24 protein-coding genes are annotated in these 14,741 nt (G+C 62.3%); 8 read left to right on the top strand and 16 right to left on the bottom strand.

Going from position 1 to position 14,741, the window contains the following annotated elements; genetic code table 11:
• From QHC67_RS17575 to QHC67_RS17590, 4 genes are all read left to right on the top strand, one after another.
• A partial coding sequence (locus QHC67_RS17575; RefSeq protein ID WP_319296272.1) for a biliverdin-producing heme oxygenase occupies positions 1-489 on the top strand: 489 nt, incomplete at its 5' end.
• Positions 467-895 carry a YbaN family protein gene (locus tag QHC67_RS17580; RefSeq protein ID WP_413818569.1) on the top strand — a complete coding sequence of 143 codons (429 nt, stop codon included), beginning with the start codon at positions 467-469 and terminating at the stop codon, positions 893-895. The genes QHC67_RS17575 and QHC67_RS17580, both read left to right, overlap by 23 nt.
• Positions 892-1,761, top strand: coding sequence for a TonB family protein (locus QHC67_RS17585; protein ID WP_319296276.1), 870 nt, complete (start codon positions 892-894; stop codon positions 1,759-1,761). Before QHC67_RS17580 ends, QHC67_RS17585 begins: the two co-directional genes overlap by 4 nt.
• Positions 1,758-2,243 (top strand): hypothetical protein, encoded by a 486-nt coding sequence (locus QHC67_RS17590; RefSeq protein ID WP_319296278.1) that lies wholly within the window; start codon positions 1,758-1,760, stop codon positions 2,241-2,243. Before QHC67_RS17585 ends, QHC67_RS17590 begins: the two co-directional genes overlap by 4 nt.
• On the opposite strand, the gene QHC67_RS17595 is transcribed toward QHC67_RS17590, so the two are convergent.
• The 4 genes from QHC67_RS17595 to QHC67_RS17610 form a co-directional block, all read right to left on the bottom strand.
• Complete coding sequence (locus tag QHC67_RS17595) at positions 2,240-2,407, bottom strand: hypothetical protein (protein ID WP_319296280.1); 168 nt, start codon at positions 2,405-2,407, stop codon at positions 2,240-2,242. The two genes, QHC67_RS17590 and QHC67_RS17595, sit on opposite strands and share 4 nt — an antisense overlap.
• Before the next feature lie 325 nt (positions 2,408-2,732).
• Positions 2,733-3,008: an HU family DNA-binding protein gene (locus QHC67_RS17600; protein ID WP_319296282.1), complete on the bottom strand. Its 276-nt coding sequence runs from the start codon at positions 3,006-3,008 to the stop codon at positions 2,733-2,735.
• 119 nt (positions 3,009-3,127) lie between these two features.
• A complete protein-coding gene (locus QHC67_RS17605; RefSeq protein ID WP_319296284.1) occupies positions 3,128-4,159 on the bottom strand; it encodes a MucR family transcriptional regulator in 1,032 nt (343 codons plus the stop codon).
• Between the two features lie 120 nt (positions 4,160-4,279).
• Positions 4,280-4,474 (bottom strand): hypothetical protein, encoded by a 195-nt coding sequence (locus QHC67_RS17610; RefSeq protein WP_319296285.1) that lies wholly within the window; start codon positions 4,472-4,474, stop codon positions 4,280-4,282.
• A 604-nt stretch (positions 4,475-5,078) separates the two neighbouring features.
• Between QHC67_RS17610 and QHC67_RS17615 the strand changes: the two genes are divergently transcribed.
• Positions 5,079-5,351 carry a hypothetical protein gene (locus QHC67_RS17615; RefSeq protein ID WP_319296287.1) on the top strand — a complete coding sequence of 91 codons (273 nt, stop codon included), beginning with the start codon at positions 5,079-5,081 and terminating at the stop codon, positions 5,349-5,351.
• On the opposite strand, the gene QHC67_RS17620 is transcribed toward QHC67_RS17615, so the two are convergent.
• Complete coding sequence (locus tag QHC67_RS17620) at positions 5,352-5,540, bottom strand: hypothetical protein (protein WP_319296289.1); 189 nt, start codon at positions 5,538-5,540, stop codon at positions 5,352-5,354.
• A gap of 124 nt (positions 5,541-5,664) precedes the next feature.
• On the opposite strand from QHC67_RS17620, the gene QHC67_RS17625 reads away from it, so the two are divergent.
• Positions 5,665-6,246 carry a hypothetical protein gene (locus tag QHC67_RS17625; RefSeq protein ID WP_319296291.1) on the top strand — a complete coding sequence of 194 codons (582 nt, stop codon included), beginning with the start codon at positions 5,665-5,667 and terminating at the stop codon, positions 6,244-6,246.
• 21 nt (positions 6,247-6,267) lie between these two features.
• Here the strand turns inward: QHC67_RS17625 and QHC67_RS17630 are convergent, their stop codons facing one another.
• Positions 6,268-6,654 (bottom strand): cytochrome c, encoded by a 387-nt coding sequence (locus QHC67_RS17630; protein ID WP_319296293.1) that lies wholly within the window; start codon positions 6,652-6,654, stop codon positions 6,268-6,270.
• Between the two features lie 693 nt (positions 6,655-7,347).
• Here QHC67_RS17630 and QHC67_RS17635 point away from each other — a divergent pair.
• Both QHC67_RS17635 and QHC67_RS17640 read left to right on the top strand, forming a co-directional pair.
• The gene (locus QHC67_RS17635) at positions 7,348-8,019 is read left to right on the top strand and encodes a ParA family protein (RefSeq protein ID WP_319296295.1); all 672 of its coding nucleotides are present in this window, start codon (positions 7,348-7,350) and stop codon (positions 8,017-8,019) included.
• Positions 8,016-8,390, top strand: coding sequence for a hypothetical protein (locus tag QHC67_RS17640; RefSeq protein WP_319296297.1), 375 nt, complete (start codon positions 8,016-8,018; stop codon positions 8,388-8,390). Before QHC67_RS17635 ends, QHC67_RS17640 begins: the two co-directional genes overlap by 4 nt.
• A 99-nt stretch (positions 8,391-8,489) precedes the next feature.
• On the opposite strand, the gene QHC67_RS17645 is transcribed toward QHC67_RS17640, so the two are convergent.
• From QHC67_RS17645 to QHC67_RS17690, 10 genes are all read right to left on the bottom strand, one after another.
• The gene (locus QHC67_RS17645; protein WP_319296299.1) at positions 8,490-9,206 is read right to left on the bottom strand and encodes a sigma-70 family RNA polymerase sigma factor; all 717 of its coding nucleotides are present in this window, start codon (positions 9,204-9,206) and stop codon (positions 8,490-8,492) included.
• Positions 9,203-9,502, bottom strand: coding sequence for a hypothetical protein (locus QHC67_RS17650; protein WP_319296301.1), 300 nt, complete (start codon positions 9,500-9,502; stop codon positions 9,203-9,205). Before QHC67_RS17650 ends, QHC67_RS17645 begins: the two co-directional genes overlap by 4 nt.
• 143 nt (positions 9,503-9,645) lie before the next feature.
• On the bottom strand, positions 9,646-9,846 hold the full coding sequence (locus QHC67_RS17655) for a DUF5818 domain-containing protein (protein ID WP_319296302.1): 201 nt from the start codon (positions 9,844-9,846) through the stop codon (positions 9,646-9,648).
• Positions 9,839-10,120, bottom strand: a complete 282-nt coding sequence (locus QHC67_RS17660) for a hypothetical protein (protein ID WP_319296304.1) — start codon at positions 10,118-10,120, stop codon at positions 9,839-9,841. Before QHC67_RS17660 ends, QHC67_RS17655 begins: the two co-directional genes overlap by 8 nt.
• An 81-nt stretch (positions 10,121-10,201) precedes the next feature.
• Entirely contained in the window at positions 10,202-11,053 is an 852-nt protein-coding gene (locus QHC67_RS17665; protein WP_319296306.1) for a CsgG/HfaB family protein, read from the bottom strand.
• Between the two features lie 6 nt (positions 11,054-11,059).
• Positions 11,060-12,274: a nuclease-related domain-containing protein gene (locus tag QHC67_RS17670; RefSeq protein ID WP_319296308.1), complete on the bottom strand. Its 1,215-nt coding sequence runs from the start codon at positions 12,272-12,274 to the stop codon at positions 11,060-11,062.
• A gap of 19 nt (positions 12,275-12,293) precedes the next feature.
• Entirely contained in the window at positions 12,294-12,971 is a 678-nt protein-coding gene (locus tag QHC67_RS17675; protein WP_319296310.1) for a hypothetical protein, read from the bottom strand.
• Positions 12,958-13,401, bottom strand: a complete 444-nt coding sequence (locus QHC67_RS17680) for a hypothetical protein (RefSeq protein ID WP_319296312.1) — start codon at positions 13,399-13,401, stop codon at positions 12,958-12,960. The genes QHC67_RS17675 and QHC67_RS17680 overlap by 14 nt, the downstream gene beginning before the upstream one ends.
• Before the next feature lie 79 nt (positions 13,402-13,480).
• On the bottom strand, positions 13,481-13,888 hold the full coding sequence (locus tag QHC67_RS17685) for a thermonuclease family protein (RefSeq protein WP_319296314.1): 408 nt from the start codon (positions 13,886-13,888) through the stop codon (positions 13,481-13,483).
• Positions 13,889-13,955: 67 nt separating this feature from the next.
• On the bottom strand, positions 13,956-14,588 hold the full coding sequence (locus QHC67_RS17690) for a hypothetical protein (RefSeq protein WP_319296316.1): 633 nt from the start codon (positions 14,586-14,588) through the stop codon (positions 13,956-13,958).
• Between the last annotated feature and the right edge of the window lie 153 nt (positions 14,589-14,741).

Consider the following 14,741-nt stretch of genomic DNA (forward strand, 5'->3'; position numbering starts at 1 on the left):
CCATTTCGCAGCAGCCGCCTGATCGGCGCAGAGCGACAGCCTACCTCTGACTGCCGCCAATCTTTGCAACAGAGCCCCGATAAGCGCCTGCAGGCCGCCCTCCCGGATCTGACGCAGCGATGCCGGTTGCCGCTAGTTATCGCTGACATGCAGGATCTCGGCGTGACCGCGCCGGAGGGCGGATTGCCTGCATTCGTCGCGGGTGAGCCGCTGGACATGGGCACCGCCCTTGGCTGGCTCTATGTAACGGAAGGATCCAACATGGGCGCCGCGCTCCTACGCAAGGATGCGCAAAAGCTTGGGCTGACCGATGATGTCGGTGCGCGCCACCTTGCTCCGGCAGAGGAAGGCCCTGCACCGCACTGGCGTGCATTTGTTGCCGCGCTCGATGCGGTCGATTTGACCGATGATGAGGAAAAGCGCGCCAAGGAGGGCGCGCTGGAAGCCTTTGCGCGGGTCCAGGCCCATGTCGATGCCCGTCTTGGTTGAGGCATCGAGCAATGATCTCGTCCGGCTCGGGCGTGCAGCCCGTGCCGGATGGCTGGTGCTGGGGGTGGCCTTGGCGGCAATCGGCTTTGTCGGCATTTTCGTGCCGCTGTTGCCAACTACCGATTTTCTCCTGCTGGCGCTGCCCTGCTTCGCACGGTCCTCGCCCCGGCTTGAGGCCTGGTTGCTGAACCATCCCCGCTATGGCCCGAGCTTGCGCGCATGGCGAACGGAGCGGGCGGTGCCGCGCCATGCCAAGATTGCGGCCTGTGTCGGCATGGCTGTTGGGTTCGGAATGTTCTGGCTTCACATCAGACCCGGCCTGCTGGTGTCGATAACGGTGGCTGCATTCATGCTGTTCTGGGCGGTCTGGATCGTTCGGCGGCCCGAACCAGGAGTATCACGATGACGCCATGGCGCTATCGCGGGGGGCAGCTCGCCGCTGCGAATGATGAAGCCAGCCTCTTCGCGGGCTATGTTGTTTTCCGAACCTATCATGCTGATCGTCCCCCGCATTGGGAGACGAGCCGGCCTGCGCCGGGTCCGTGCCCCGCCGAGACCACGCGCGGCTACAGTCGTTACTGCGATCAACCAACGAGCTGGTCTACCCGCCTGTTCGGATTTGCGGGGTCCGCGTCGATTGCCGGGCTGGTGCTGGCCGCCGCCCTGTTCACGTGGAAGGTCGTCTATCAGCCGGTCCGTTCCACATCGCAGCCGCTAACGGTGGTAGACCTTGCACCGCTCGCCGCTCCGCCCGAGCCCGTGAAGCAGGTCGCCCCCGGTCCCGAACAGTTCGAGAAGCAGGAGGCTAGGCCCGAGCCAGAACCGGACGTAGTGGTTCCGGTGCCGATGATCCAGCTCCCGAGTGCCAGTCAGGCAGCGCAGAAAAAGGTCGATCCGGTCGAGGTTGTCGATCCCGGCCCGCCCGTACCGGAGACCACCGCGCCCAAGAGCATCGCCGCGCCGACGGCGAGCCGGCTATCCAACGATGCCCGACCAAATTGGGAAGGGTTGATCCTCGCCCACCTTGAGCGCTTCCGTCGCTATCCGGCCCGCGCCCGCGCGGCCCGTCAGCAAGGCACTGCCTATGTCCGTTTCACGATGAACCGGGCCGGCATCGTCCTGTCGTCGGCGATCGTTAAGAAATCCGGCTCTTTCGACCTCGATCAGGCCGCACTCGACACGCTGCAGCGTGCCCAGCCCTTACCCGCCATTCCCAAGGACAGGCCCGATGTCGTCGAACTGACCATCCCGGTGGAATTCAATCTGCGATGACGGGCTTCGCCTCATTCGTCCTGCGCCGACGATCGCAGCGTGAGCAGAGGGTGATACGGGTCATTCGTGGCTGTTTGGGCGATATCATCGCCCACGCCGAGGCGATGGCCGAGATCGCCGCCGTCGGCGGTGACGACATGTGCCAAGCCGACATTGCTCGTCTCTGCGCGCTGCTGGCCCGCGCAAGGATAGATATACGTCAACCGGGCAGCGCCTGGCTTTCATCCGACGAACTGCGTGTTCTGGCGTGGGTTGCCTATGCCCAGCGTGAGACGATGACGCCGAAGTATTCGATGCTCGGGCTGACGATAGAAGACGATTTAGCGGCCGAGTTACGAACCGCATTGACGATGTGCGGCCGACAACTGATGCAGATAGGGTGCCGCCTTCCATCTCTTGCCTGGACCAATGACATTGCGCGGCCCCTGCACATACACGGCCGCCGTCTATCTAAGCGAGAGGCCCGGAGCGCCAACAACTAGCGTGTTGGAAAACGGTTTGAGCGCTGCGGTTTCGGCGCGATCTCGGCCACCCGCTCAATATTATCCAACTGTCCGGAAACCCCTTGGCGCTCGCCATTCTCGACGCGAATGCCCCGTTCGCGGTGCAGCGTCGCCAGCTCGGCCGCTAACTCTTCCTCGCTCATCGTATCCTGGGGTCTGAGAACGGCGGAGCAATATTCGGCCACGCTAGCGGCGAGATAGTCCCGCTACGGGCGGCGTAAAAGTCGTCCACCTTGAAGCCTTTCTGCCAAGTCAGGGAGGTGTTGGGATCTACAGCGTGGAACTTTATCTTCAGGTCCGTTTGGCTTGCGCGGATGGCATGAGCCAACGGGCGGCGGCGACCCGCCGCTGATCAACCGTTCGCGCTTGCACCGGCGAACACCCATCAAGGCAGCGTGCCTCTCGGTACGTTGGCAGGTGTTATACGACTGAGAGGGCACCGTCGTCCAACAGCGCCCTCTCCTTCCCTCAGCCGTTCAACTTGTCCTTCACGGCCTTTGCCGGTGCAAAGGTCAGCTTCCTCGAAGCCTTGAAAGTCATCGCTTCACCCGTGGCCGGGTTGCGGCCTTCGCGCTCGGGACTGTCCTTCACCTTGAACTTTCCGAAGCCGTTAAGCGAGATTTCTTCTCCCTTGGCGGCGGCTTCGCTGATCGCGGCGAACACCGCGTCGACCAGCTTGCGGGCATCGGTCTTGGTGACGCCTTCAGCTTGAGCGATCACATCGGCGAGATCATTGTTGTTCATAAATGGTCCTCCTTCATTTCATGCGAACGTCGATTATGCCTGCCGTCGTCATGCCTCTTCCGAGACGCGGAAATTACCGCGCCAGCCTGTTTTCACCGCCCGCCCAATCCGGTTCGGCCTCACGAAGACTTTGCGGCCCTCGCCATTCGCCTGGACTTGGGCTTGGACTGCTTGATGGAAGCCGGCGCTGCTGCCTCGCCCGAAACGCCAGCATCGGCCGTCTCGGACGGTGAAGGCACAGAAGTGGCCTCAGTTGCAACGTTGCCGAACAGGCCCAGCTTCCCGCGACGAACGCGCGCCTTGCGATCGGGCTTCACCTCAGCAGGCGCCACCTCTTCTGCCGCCGCGTTGGGGGTCTCGGCGGGGAGTGGCGTGGACTCTGCTGTCGAGCCTTGCACCTTTTTCGCACGGGCCGCTTTGGGAGCCTTTGCCGGAGCGGATTCCGACGGGCGCTTGGCGGCCGTTTCGCTCGATGAGGCCTCTTCAGGTCGCGCTTGGTCCTGCTCAGCATCAGCCGGGACAACGCCCTCGCTTTCCACGGGACGCTTTGCGGCAGCACCCTCCACTTCTGCAGCGTCAGCCTTTGGAGGCTTCGCAGCACGGCCCCTTTTGCTCGCATTGGAGGCAGGCACAAATGCCGTTACCGCTTTCGCGAGAGCTTCAGAGGCGATTTCGTCCGCGCCGCTCATCGGCACATCACCGGCTGTCAGCGGTTTGCTCTCTTCAGAAGGCACCTCGTCTTTCTTCTTCCGGCCCAGGCCGATCTTCTCGGCAATAGCCCGACGTTTCGCCGCGAAGCTCGGTGCCACCATCGGATAGCTGCTGGGAAGGTTGAACCGCTCTCGATAACTATCCGGCGTGAGCCCGTGGCGCGCGAGATGCCGCTTGAGGGTTTGATAAGGCTTTCCGTCGATGAGGCTGAGAATATGATCGGGTGAGGCGATGCTCTTGCGGGCGGACACAGCGGGCGTGAACGTCGTCGCGGGATTCTCGACAGCCGCCGGCGCCAGTTCTTCGGTCAGTGCCGAGCGGGTAGAAAGGATGAGGTTTGCGAGTTCTTCGGAGGGAACAGAATTGTTCGCAAGGTATGCGCTCAGCAGTTCGACGGTCAGCGCGGCAACGCCGGCTTGCTTGGCTTCGACTTCAGGCATATTCAGACATCACTCCACGTTCCGGTCCGGCAACAGACCCGTCGCACTCGACGCTGCGTAAATCCAAAGCAAGGAGAAAAGCTCCGAGCACCAATATTTGCAGGTGGTTGATCCTGGCGCCTACTCAGCCGCCCTCGCCCGCTTGTCCGCTTCATTGGCAGCGGCACGGCGTTCTGTCTCTTCGGCCGCACGCGCCATCTCCTCCCAGCGTTCGGCTGAACGCTCATGCTGCCGGCGGCGTTGCGGAAGGGTCTCGTTTTCGGCTGCGAGGCGGGCAGTAGCCGCATTGTGATTGTAGTGAGCAGCAGCGCTCATGCATTCTCTTTCAGCAGGCCGCTTGTACGTGAAACCGGGCGATCAACGGTACATATAAGGATAGCTGAAAAAATTTCCATGGTTCCCCAGTGCTGCGCGCGGGCATCATCAGGAATCCCAGGGGAGCAGCCGATCTCATCCTATGGCCGCCTGCCCACCTTCCGGCTATCATCAACCGGATGATCGCAAGGAGGTTTAGCCGACAGCCGGCGGAGCGGACCTAGGCACCTAAATTACTCGCCTGTGCTGGCGATAGGCCCTGCAGGTAGGCTTGCAGGCGCGATCACCGACATGACAACGGAGCATTCTTGCGCACATGCCCATCTTCACTCTTGCTGACCCTGGTATCGCCTCCGCCCTGGTCTCCGGTCGCCGCACTCAAATGCGCGTCACGTTGTCCAGTCCATTGGCCAGGATCGCTCCCGGGACACCTATCAGGGTCCAGGAGGCTTGCATCCCCGCCCGGCGCAAGGGCGGACTGATCCATTCGACTTCGCTCCAGCAGGCCGAATTCGTTATTTTCGCTGACGGATGGCGCCAGTATCGCGATGGGAACAGTGAGAGCGGCCCGCGCCCCCGATACGACCACCTCTGGATCCCTGCGATGCGGATGCCGCGTTGGGCCGCTCGAACATTTCTGCATGTTGAATGGACGCGCGCCAGCCACCTGCGGCAGATCACGCGGGCTGAGCTTCGCGCAGAAGGTATCACACCGCTCATGGGCGGACTGTGGTGGCGCTGGCCACGGCCGATCCCCGGCGTTTTCCGCAACCCGCAGGCCGCCTTCGCATGGCTATGGAACCTCTACCACAGCCTTCCCGGTGAGGGCTGGGAAGACGATCCCGCCGTCATCGCGATCGGCGTGCAAAGGCGATGATCACGAGCCCGGCCCTCGCCGCGAGAGAATCGACAGCTTCGGGAAATAGATCGCCGCCACACATGACAGCGCAAGGAACACCAGGGCGACGACCACCGCCACGACCCAGAACCTGGGATCTTCGCGCGACACGAACCAACCAGCCACGATCGCCGGCACCATCAGAAACAATCTCGCCAGCCAAGCCATGGCGACACCTCATTTTTCGCTAATCAAGAGGCTTTGCGCCCTTGCCGCGCCCGCATTAAGCGGTACGGCAGGTCATGTAAAACTGGGCGTCCTCCCCTACCACGACGTCCCTATGGAGGGTAATATGGTGTCTCGGTTCGGCAAGGTTCTCGCTCCATTATTCATGCTCATGTCATGTCCCATCCCCGCCGACGCACAGGAAATCCCTACCGGCTTTCATCTTGCTGGCGATGGCGACACGCTGATCCACGAAGGCAGCGGTTACACATTCCCAAGCCATGTTGGTGATTTCATCCGAACCGACGAATGGTCTCGCGACCCCACCGGCGAGTATATCGCAATCCGCTATGACCAATCCTCAAGCCGAGGTGAGCCGGTTGTTGCCTATCTCGCCGTCGTCCACATTGGCGAAATGAGCGCGCATGAGCATTACGCCGCCATAAAGCCGCAGGCACAGCGCTTCTTTTCCGCGATCGAGCTTGAATCCGAAGGTCCGGTGAAGAACCCGCGAGTGGGCAAAGCGGCATTTCGCGGAACCTTCCGCGGCGAGCGCAAGGGCATGCCATGGGAGTTCAGTCTCACAACTGTCGAACTTGGCGAATGGGCCGGTCGCCTTACCGCCGCCTATCCCGCCACGCAGGCAAAGCCGGCAACCGAGGCCATCGACAACTTCATCGCCGCATTCCCCAAGACACGGCAGAAATAAAAGGGTCGCGAGGGCCCTGGATCATATGTCCGGTCTGTAGCTCACGCTCTTCAGGGTCAGCATGTAGGCCGCAAGATCGTCTACCTGCTCCGAATCTATGTTAAAATCCATTACTGCGGGGAAGTCGTGGGAATTGCTCAGCCACGGCTTGAGCGTGTCCATGTTGAGGCCAGGCTTGTTGATGACCGCTTCAAACGGTGGCGCCTCCGGGTTCGGCGACGTCCCCGTCTCGACAGCATGGCACCCGGCACAATGGGTCTGCGCAAACGAGAGGCCCCGCATCTCCCGCGTCGTTTCATCAGCCCTCGCCGCGGGCGGCGGAGGCGCGTTTCCGGGTGCGGCAGCTACAGTCGATAGCAGCAGGACGGCGGTAAATAGCGATGACGCGCGCAAGATCATGGGCAGCATATACTCATCGGCGCAGAACACCGCGACCGGAAGTTCGCGCCGGACCTGGCGTCATCAGCGTGACACGTCGCCACAGGGCTGCAAAGCCTTCAGGAAGGCTGCGTGGCCCGGTAGAGCTCCTCCGCGGCGACGACCGGGACCCGCTTATCTGACGCGTGGTCATGAGCCGGACAAGGTCCTGAAGCGTGGTCTCCGGGGCGATCGTTACGGAATAGGGGACTCCACGCTGATCCTGCCTTCCAATCACGTTGTGATTTACTACGCAACTTAGAGTCTGCCTAGAGTGCACCGTAGAGTCCATTCCATGATAATCCTGGGAGGTAGCCACTGCCGAAGATCCGGTAGGCCCAGCACAACACATAGCTTCAATCCACTTCGTCGCCATCCCCCCTCCCCTGCCCGCCTCCGATTGTCTGGGCATTTCATATATACTATGACAATTTAATTATTAACGGCATTTCCTATTATGCCACTACCCCAATACTACCACTCGTTTTCGTAGGGTTTTTGGTACTCATAGGCATACTAATGCATTACATTTTATTAAGGTATACCTTTGGGAAACCCATATCATCGCATTGACCGTTGATGCCATTCTATTGACATTGGGCCGCCGCTCGGTATACGCATGATATGGAACTGGATCGTCAGTGCAATACGCATCGATATCCAAGCAAAATGTAGGTGCTATGTATGCCGGTCATTTCAATTATGACGACCAAAGGCGGCGCTGGAAAAACCACGGCTACGCTTCTCTTGGGAACTGGGTTAGCCGAGCAAGGCGCAAATGTTTGCCTGATCGATGCCGATCCAAATCAACCCTTGGTCCGATGGGCCGAGGAAGCGAACCTCCCGTCTAATCTCTCGGTAGTCGGGAACGTGACCGAGGAAAACATCATTGAGACGATCGAGGAGCAGTCCGCAAAGGTTAGTTTTGTCATAGTCGATCTTGAAGGTTCTGCGAATCTTTCAAGTGGATACGCCATCAGTAGCAGCGACCTTATTTTGATACCGCTACAGGCATCCAAATTGGATGCGAACGAAGCAGCTAAAACGCTGAAATTCATTCTGAGGCAGTCGAAAACTACGAACAAGAACATTCCAGCTAGAGTGCTATGGAGTAGGGCACCAGCAGCATATCAGACACGCAGCGGCCGAGATATGGGTGCGCAATTTGAGGAAGCGGGAATATCGTTTCTCAACACCCGGATTGTCGAGCGGGAGGCATTCAAAGGAGTTGTCAATTTTGGCGCCACGCTTGCAGACCTTTCAGAATCCCAGGTCCCGGGGTTAAATAAGGCTCGTGTCAATGCTGCTGCGTTTGTTCAGGAAATCATTGAGGTATTGAGGGAAGCGCGCAAATGACTTCGGGAAAGATCAGCCTGGACCTTGACGAATTCAAGCCTCAGCCCGTCAAGATCGACGCAGAGTCCAAGGCTCAGATCAAGGAAGCCTCCGATAACGCGGGATTTACTGGGCGCCATGCGATCGCCAAGACTAAGCCAGCATCTCCGCACGTAAGCGCAGAGCAGGGTGGGGGCAGTGAAGTAAAGCGCCGCGGCCGAAAGCGCACGACGGGTCGGGATGTGCCTTTCACCGTCAAATTGCGCCGCGATACAAACAATCAGATTTATGAACTCGCGGATCAACTCGAATGTGGAGCAATCGCTGAGGTGATTGAAATGGCCTTGCAAGCGCTGATGGAAAAAATCGCACGAGGGGAGCTGATCCGTTAAATGTAAACCCTTGGTTGATCTCAAGGCAGGGCTCATATCATGAGCACGGAAGGGTTATGATCGGTCACAACTTTTCCGCGACGCTTGAGCTTATACTGCTTATCGCCCGTCCGCCCAACGTTCATAGGCAAACGCCATGACGGGCAAGGCAATCACACCAGCAAGCAGCCCAACGATTCCGCCATATTCAGCGCTAGCGATGATAGCCCCAGCGCCGGCAGGCAGGACGAAAACCTTCCCCGCGCCGATAAGCCCGTCGACCAGCGCAGATCGATGAACGATAGCGTGATCGTGTGTTTGCCGGGTCGGGGAGGGCGTCCACGTCCGAACCGGCGCAGGGGGCTTACGCACACGCGGCTTCCGCTTATTAACGACCGGGCGTTCCTGGCCCGGCACCACTGGCACGCCGCGAGCCTCATTGAGCCTCATGACGAACCGGGCATTCTGGTTCACTATATCCGGCATGGTCCAGCCTCGCGGCAGCGGATAGGCTGGGTCGGCGATCAGCTCAGGTTCGGCAGCATCGATGTGCCTTGCCGCTATCCGCATTCTGCGCAGCGCTTCCTTGCGCAGCATATCGATGCGCGCGCGGGTGATGCCGAAGCTCTCGGCGATTTCGCCAGCACCGGCTTGCGGGACACCTATCCCGTAATAGAGACGGATTAAACGCTCTAGGCGCGGGGATAAGGTCCGCAGCAACGTGGTCACGAGCTGGCGTCGTTCGAGATCCTCATGCGGGGAGGGGCTTGCCTCGCCAATCGCCTCGGCCAGCCCTGCGACAAGATCGCTGTCGAGAAGGTCGGCCGAACGGGTCATATGAGCAGGCCGATGATGGTGAGCATGAGCGCGAGCGATCCGGCCACCAGCTTGCCCGAGGCAAAGGCCATGGCGCGCCCGCCGTGGTGAAGACGGCCCCACGTCCGGTCGATCCCGGAAACGAGGCCCAGCACGCCGTCAGCGAGCAGGATCGAGCCCATCACGTAGAGCAGGATGGCGATGGCCTTGACCAGGCCGGGAAGGGACAGCGTGCCCAAGGCGAACAATGCGCCGATTGCGATGGTCGCGTAGGCCTGAAGGCTGAAGGCCAGATCGAACAGACCGAGAAGGCGCAAGGGGCTCTTCCAGGGCAGCGGATAGCGCATGAGCACCATGGGGCGGCGACACTGCCGGCACCCCTCGATCGAGGAGCCGCGCCGCCATTCGCAGACCGGAGCACCGCAGCACGGGCACCTGGGAAAGCGGCGGGGACCGTGCATCAGCTTGCCACGGGCCCGAGGTAGTCGATCTCGATGGCGGCAGCACCGCGCTTGCGACCGACGACGCGCACCAGGTCATCCTCGGTGGCGGTCGTATCGATCTGGCCGATCAACCGCCACCACATGCCGTCCGTGTCCTTCAGCATGGGACCGCGCGGCGAGGTCTCGATCGTGCCGGTCAGTCCTATGGTTTCACTCATCGCCTCGGTTCTCCAATGGATCGCCCGGCTTGCCATGGAAAGCAGTGAAGCACGCCATCTCGCAGTGGAGCATGGGTCGGCCGTGGCTATGCATCTGCTTCCCGTTCATCATGACGGGCCGCCATGCAAGCCGTTTACACCGGGTGTTGGTGCGATCGAGATAGCCGCAGGGCATCGCCAGCGGTTCTCCCAGCGTGATGCCGGCGCCCTCGATGGCATCTTCGATCGCGGCGTCTTGCGGCTCCTCGCCGAACAGATCCGTCTGCGCGTTCATGACCCATGGCTCCATGCTGGGGGAAGGAAGGGCAGGGGGCTCATTCTCCCGCCATGCTCTCCCTTCCATCCCTCTCGCCTCCTACTGCGTCGATGCTCCTGTCGCCGGTGCCGTACCGGAGGAGGCCGCCGGAGGAGCAAGAGGAGCCGGAGCCGCTGCCGCCGGAACAGAAGGCGCCATCCGCCCCTGTGCGTCCCGGGTGAGCTTGCGGAAGGCATCGAGGAGGGCAAACGAAGTGATCTTGCCGATATCGGTGCTGGTGTACCCCCCGCCCAGCGCGCCGATCCCCGAGCCGGTCAGCGCCCCGCCGATGATGGAGATATCCTTCTTGCGAGCGGTCCCGGTGGCGACGGCCTTCTGCAGGCCGGTCTTCACCTCGACGAGGGTGAGCATCGTCTGGCTCTCCAGCTTCTTCGACTTGAAGCCGATCGCGCCGGGGAACATGGTGCCGAGACCGCCGCCGCTGCCACCGGCATCGCCATCGGAATAAAGCACGCGCGCGGTCAGCAGGTAATCGGCCGCCAGCAACGTCGCCTGGGTATTGCCGTTCGCCACGGTGCCGCCCGCGGCAAGCGCCCGCTCGCGCTGGAGGGCATCGAAGCCTTCGCCGCGATCGAGCACCTGGAAGCAGTTGGACTGCGAGGTCAGCAGCTTGAGCAGCGGCAGCGGATCGATCTTCTGCGATCCCCCGCCGTTCTGCGCCTCGGCCATGCGGATCATGGCGCGAAGCCCAGCGGGGATGTCGTCCTCGCTTGGCGCGGCGGTGCGGTCCTCGACGAGCGCGATGGTGCCCAGCGGCACATCGCAGCGCGGAACCTCGGAGGTTTCGTCGATGCCGATGCCGCCCTTACCCATTTTTTGGGCAGTGGCAGGTGTCGAGATCGCGAGTGCGGTGATCCCTAGAATATGGGCAGTGGTGAGTATGTGTCGCATTGAAGATTACCCCTGTTCAACGTGAAGATTGGCTGGGAGATGGCTGGCCGGCTGAAGGCCTGAAGCCATGTCCTCGGTTCCGGCTGACGGATCGATGAGGAGGCCGGCGCGCACCCGTTCGGCCGCATCGGCTTCGCAGAGCCAGTTGCGGTATTGGCGGTTCCATTTCGCATGCCCCTCGCAGGCGGCGGCAAGCCGTGCCGCGGCTTCATCGTTGCCGGGATCGGCAAGGAAGGCAACGCGGCCATCGCGCAGGATTTTCTCCGTGATTCCGGGTACGAGTTCCTCCGGCTCGCTTACCTTGCGGCGGCGCGTGGGTGGGGTGGCAACTTCAGCGGCAGGCGTCTCGATCACGGTAGCTGATGGATCGAGGTCGGGCGCCGCGGCGATCACGACAGGTTCCGGGCCGCCAACAGGTTGCGGCGCGGGAGCCGCCTTGGGCAGTACCACCACTTCCGGGCCAACTGCCGCCGCATCGGCGGTATTCTCTTCCGGCGCGTCCTGCGGAGCGGGCGGCGCGATCCGCAGCCGCTCATGGAGGGTCTTGCCGTCAGGAACGTGCGCACTTGCGAGCTGGGCGCCGATCGCACGCAGCGATCCGTGCGAAACCCCGGTGGAGAACAGCTTGCCGAGCGGGGATATACCGCCGAACTGGTTCCATTCGGCGATGACGTTGTCCGCCTTGTAGACGCTGAAGTCCGAGGTCACCGCCTTGCGATCGATGTCGCATCCCGGCGGCATGATGACGAAGACGCCGATCTGCTCGAATGCCTTGTCATGCTGGTTGGCGCACAGCCACTCGCGCAGGACCTCGCGCTGTCGGCGGACCTGGGCCTGGGGATTCGCGATAGACACAGGCCGCCTGCGCCCCTCGTACCACACCATCCATTCGTCATGGGCATTGCGTGAGAGGCGACCGCCGTAATTCTTCACCTCGAAGATCGCGGCGGTGCGCGACAGGCGCGAGAGCACGATGTGGTCGAACTGCGCGTAGCCGCCGATACCGTCGGGGATACGCAGGTCATGGATCAGCGCATGGTCGGGTAGCATATGGAATTTGCGGTCGAGGATGTGCGCGGTGTATTTCTCGCCATCGATGCCCCGCCGCCGCGCATTCGCTGCCTTGCGCACGGACGCGGGCAAAAGGGCAAAGCCGGGATCATCGAGGAATTCGGTCATTTGCGCGAGTTCATCGGACTTGGTGGAGGGCTTGAGGATCATCGTCGTGCGGTCTTCCTGTTCAATCGAGCGGTTTGGGTGAGCGGATATCCGCGCTGCCGCGAAGATTACCCCAGCGGCTGCGGTGAAGGTCGATCACGCGGGTCCAGTGCGGATCGATGCGCACGGGCGCGCTGACGGTCTGCGAGACCGTCGAGATGCCGAAGTAGCGCTGGCCGCCATGCCATTTGTCGCCCTCGACGATCCTGACCCGGTACGTGCCGGGAGGGACGGGCACGGCGACGTCGGCATTACGGCGCGCGTAGACCGAGATCACATGCGCGGCGGTGCCGGGATCGTAGAGCTGGACGAGGGCATTGCCGCGCGCGGCGATGATGCGAAGGTGCGAGATGGCCGATTTGGGATCGACGCTGCGGTTGACGGTGACGCTGCCCGAGGCGGGGAAGGGGATTTCCGTTTCGGTATCGGGGAGCCATCCCGCCAGCTTGATGTCGCGCCAGGCCGGGATCGCGATCCCGACAAGCACCGCGAGACCCGCCAGCGCCCAACCGATCCTGCCCCAGCGATCAGGCTTCCTGGGTCGCCAACGGTTCTTCTGGTACTCGAAGCCCCGGTTCTTCGCGGCAAACCATGCGCCATCGTGCTCGACGCGGGATTTGCGATCGTTCCAGCGCGTCGCGCCGAGCCCACGCCGCTCACGGTAGCGAGCGCGCATGTAGTCGCGGTCATCGAGGCCCATGTTCGCCCCGCGAAGTGGCTTCCAGGCGGTCCTCGTACATCTGCATCCATTTTGCATCGTCGAGGTAGCGCTGGATCTCTTTGGGATCAGTCGGGCCTTGCGGCACGCTGGACACCACAAGCGCCAGGATTGCGAGAAAGGCGGCGCAGGGCACGAGGAAACCGAGCGCGACCTTCGCGCCATCGCGCCAGGTCGGCACGCGAACGAGGGTATGGGCGGCGGTGGCGGCGAGCGCCTCGAGGTCATCGGCACACTCTTCGAATGCCCTCGCGCTGGCCGTGAGCGAGCGTCGCAGGCTGGCGGGCATGGGTATCGTCTCCGGCTCGAGCAGCACGCTGCGCGTCTGCCCGGAGAGGCGACGCAGGATGAGCGCATGTTCGAAGACGATTTCGCGAGGGGTGCGGGGCGTGGGGGTTATGTGCTCGCGCATGGCATCCTCCTGTCACGATCGGTAATGGGAACAGGGGCGGAAAAGCGCGGCAGCGCCGTGATCTGCGCGCCGCCGCCGGTCATCGCGCCGCCCCCGCCGCCGCGCGCGGGCACTCACGCGCCACCCGTGCGCTCTGGTCCCAGCGGGCCACATAGGTGACTTGCCCGCCCGCGATCTGGTGGCACGAAAGGCTTCGGCCCTGCGCGTAGACGATCGCCAGCGTGCGCCCGTAACGATCTGTGCCCACGCGCTCGATGGCTAGAGGTCCTGCCATGATCCGTTGCAGCGAAGCCTTGCTCGCGGCAGCCCGCTGCCGGTCGCAGATCGCGCCGGGCTTGGGCACCGGCCTGCACCGGCTGTTTCCGGGATCGTCGGGAGCATCAACGCCCAGCAGGCGGATGCGCTCGCCATTGCACCTGATCGTGTCGCCATCCGTCACGGTGCAGCCCGCCAGCGCGGCGGCGGCGGCAATAAGTATCAGGGACATCAGATGATCCTTTCCAACCAGTAATCGGCGGCGGGGCAATCGCCGGGGGTCGCAGCGGGCCTGGGCATCACATCATCCCCGAGCTGATCATGGCACGCACCGAGGGGCATGCTTCGTCGATGGGGGCATGGGCGGTGATGAACAGGATCGGGCCGGGATCGGCGTCGGCCCAGCGCTCAAGCGACACGCGCGGCATATCGGGATCGCGCTTCACGAAACGGCGTGTGACCCCGTTCAGCACGGCCTGCACCACCATGGCATGCTGATCGCGCACTGCGCCCCGGTCTTCGAGGATGGCGCGGATCGCACCGACGTCGGCCTGGCGCGCCATGGCGGCTATGGTGGACAGGTCCCCGCCCGGTTCGCCCGATGCGGCCACCATGATCGCTGCAAGGATCGCCACCGCGTCGGATCGCGCCGGCTCGGGTACGAAGTCGCCGATCACATCGCGACTGAAGGCTACGTGATGGTCGGGCAGGAAATTGTCGGCGAAGACGTCCCAGTTGCCGCGATCGGCATCGATGTGCTGGTCACGCTCGGGGTCGGCGTAGCGATGCGCAAGGCCGATGTCCTCGTCGACTACGACGAGGCGAATATGCCCCTCGCGCGCCTGCCTGATGAGGTGTTCGAGGGTATCGAGATCCTCATCGTCATGAATGTCGCAGTTGAAGATATTGATCGGAAGATCGTCACGGTTCATAGGTCCAGCCCCAGGTTCTTTTCCGGGAGGCCCGGAATGAGGTCGGGATCGCGTCCCGGCATCGGCGGGATGCCGGTGTGGACTTGTAACGGTTTTGCGCCGGTCACCTGAGCGATTAGAGCTCGCAACAGGAGACCGACGAGATGATCAAGC

The sequence above is a fragment of the Sphingobium sp. genome (assembly GCF_033795625.1).
GTDB lineage: Bacteria > Pseudomonadota > Alphaproteobacteria > Sphingomonadales > Sphingomonadaceae > Sphingobium.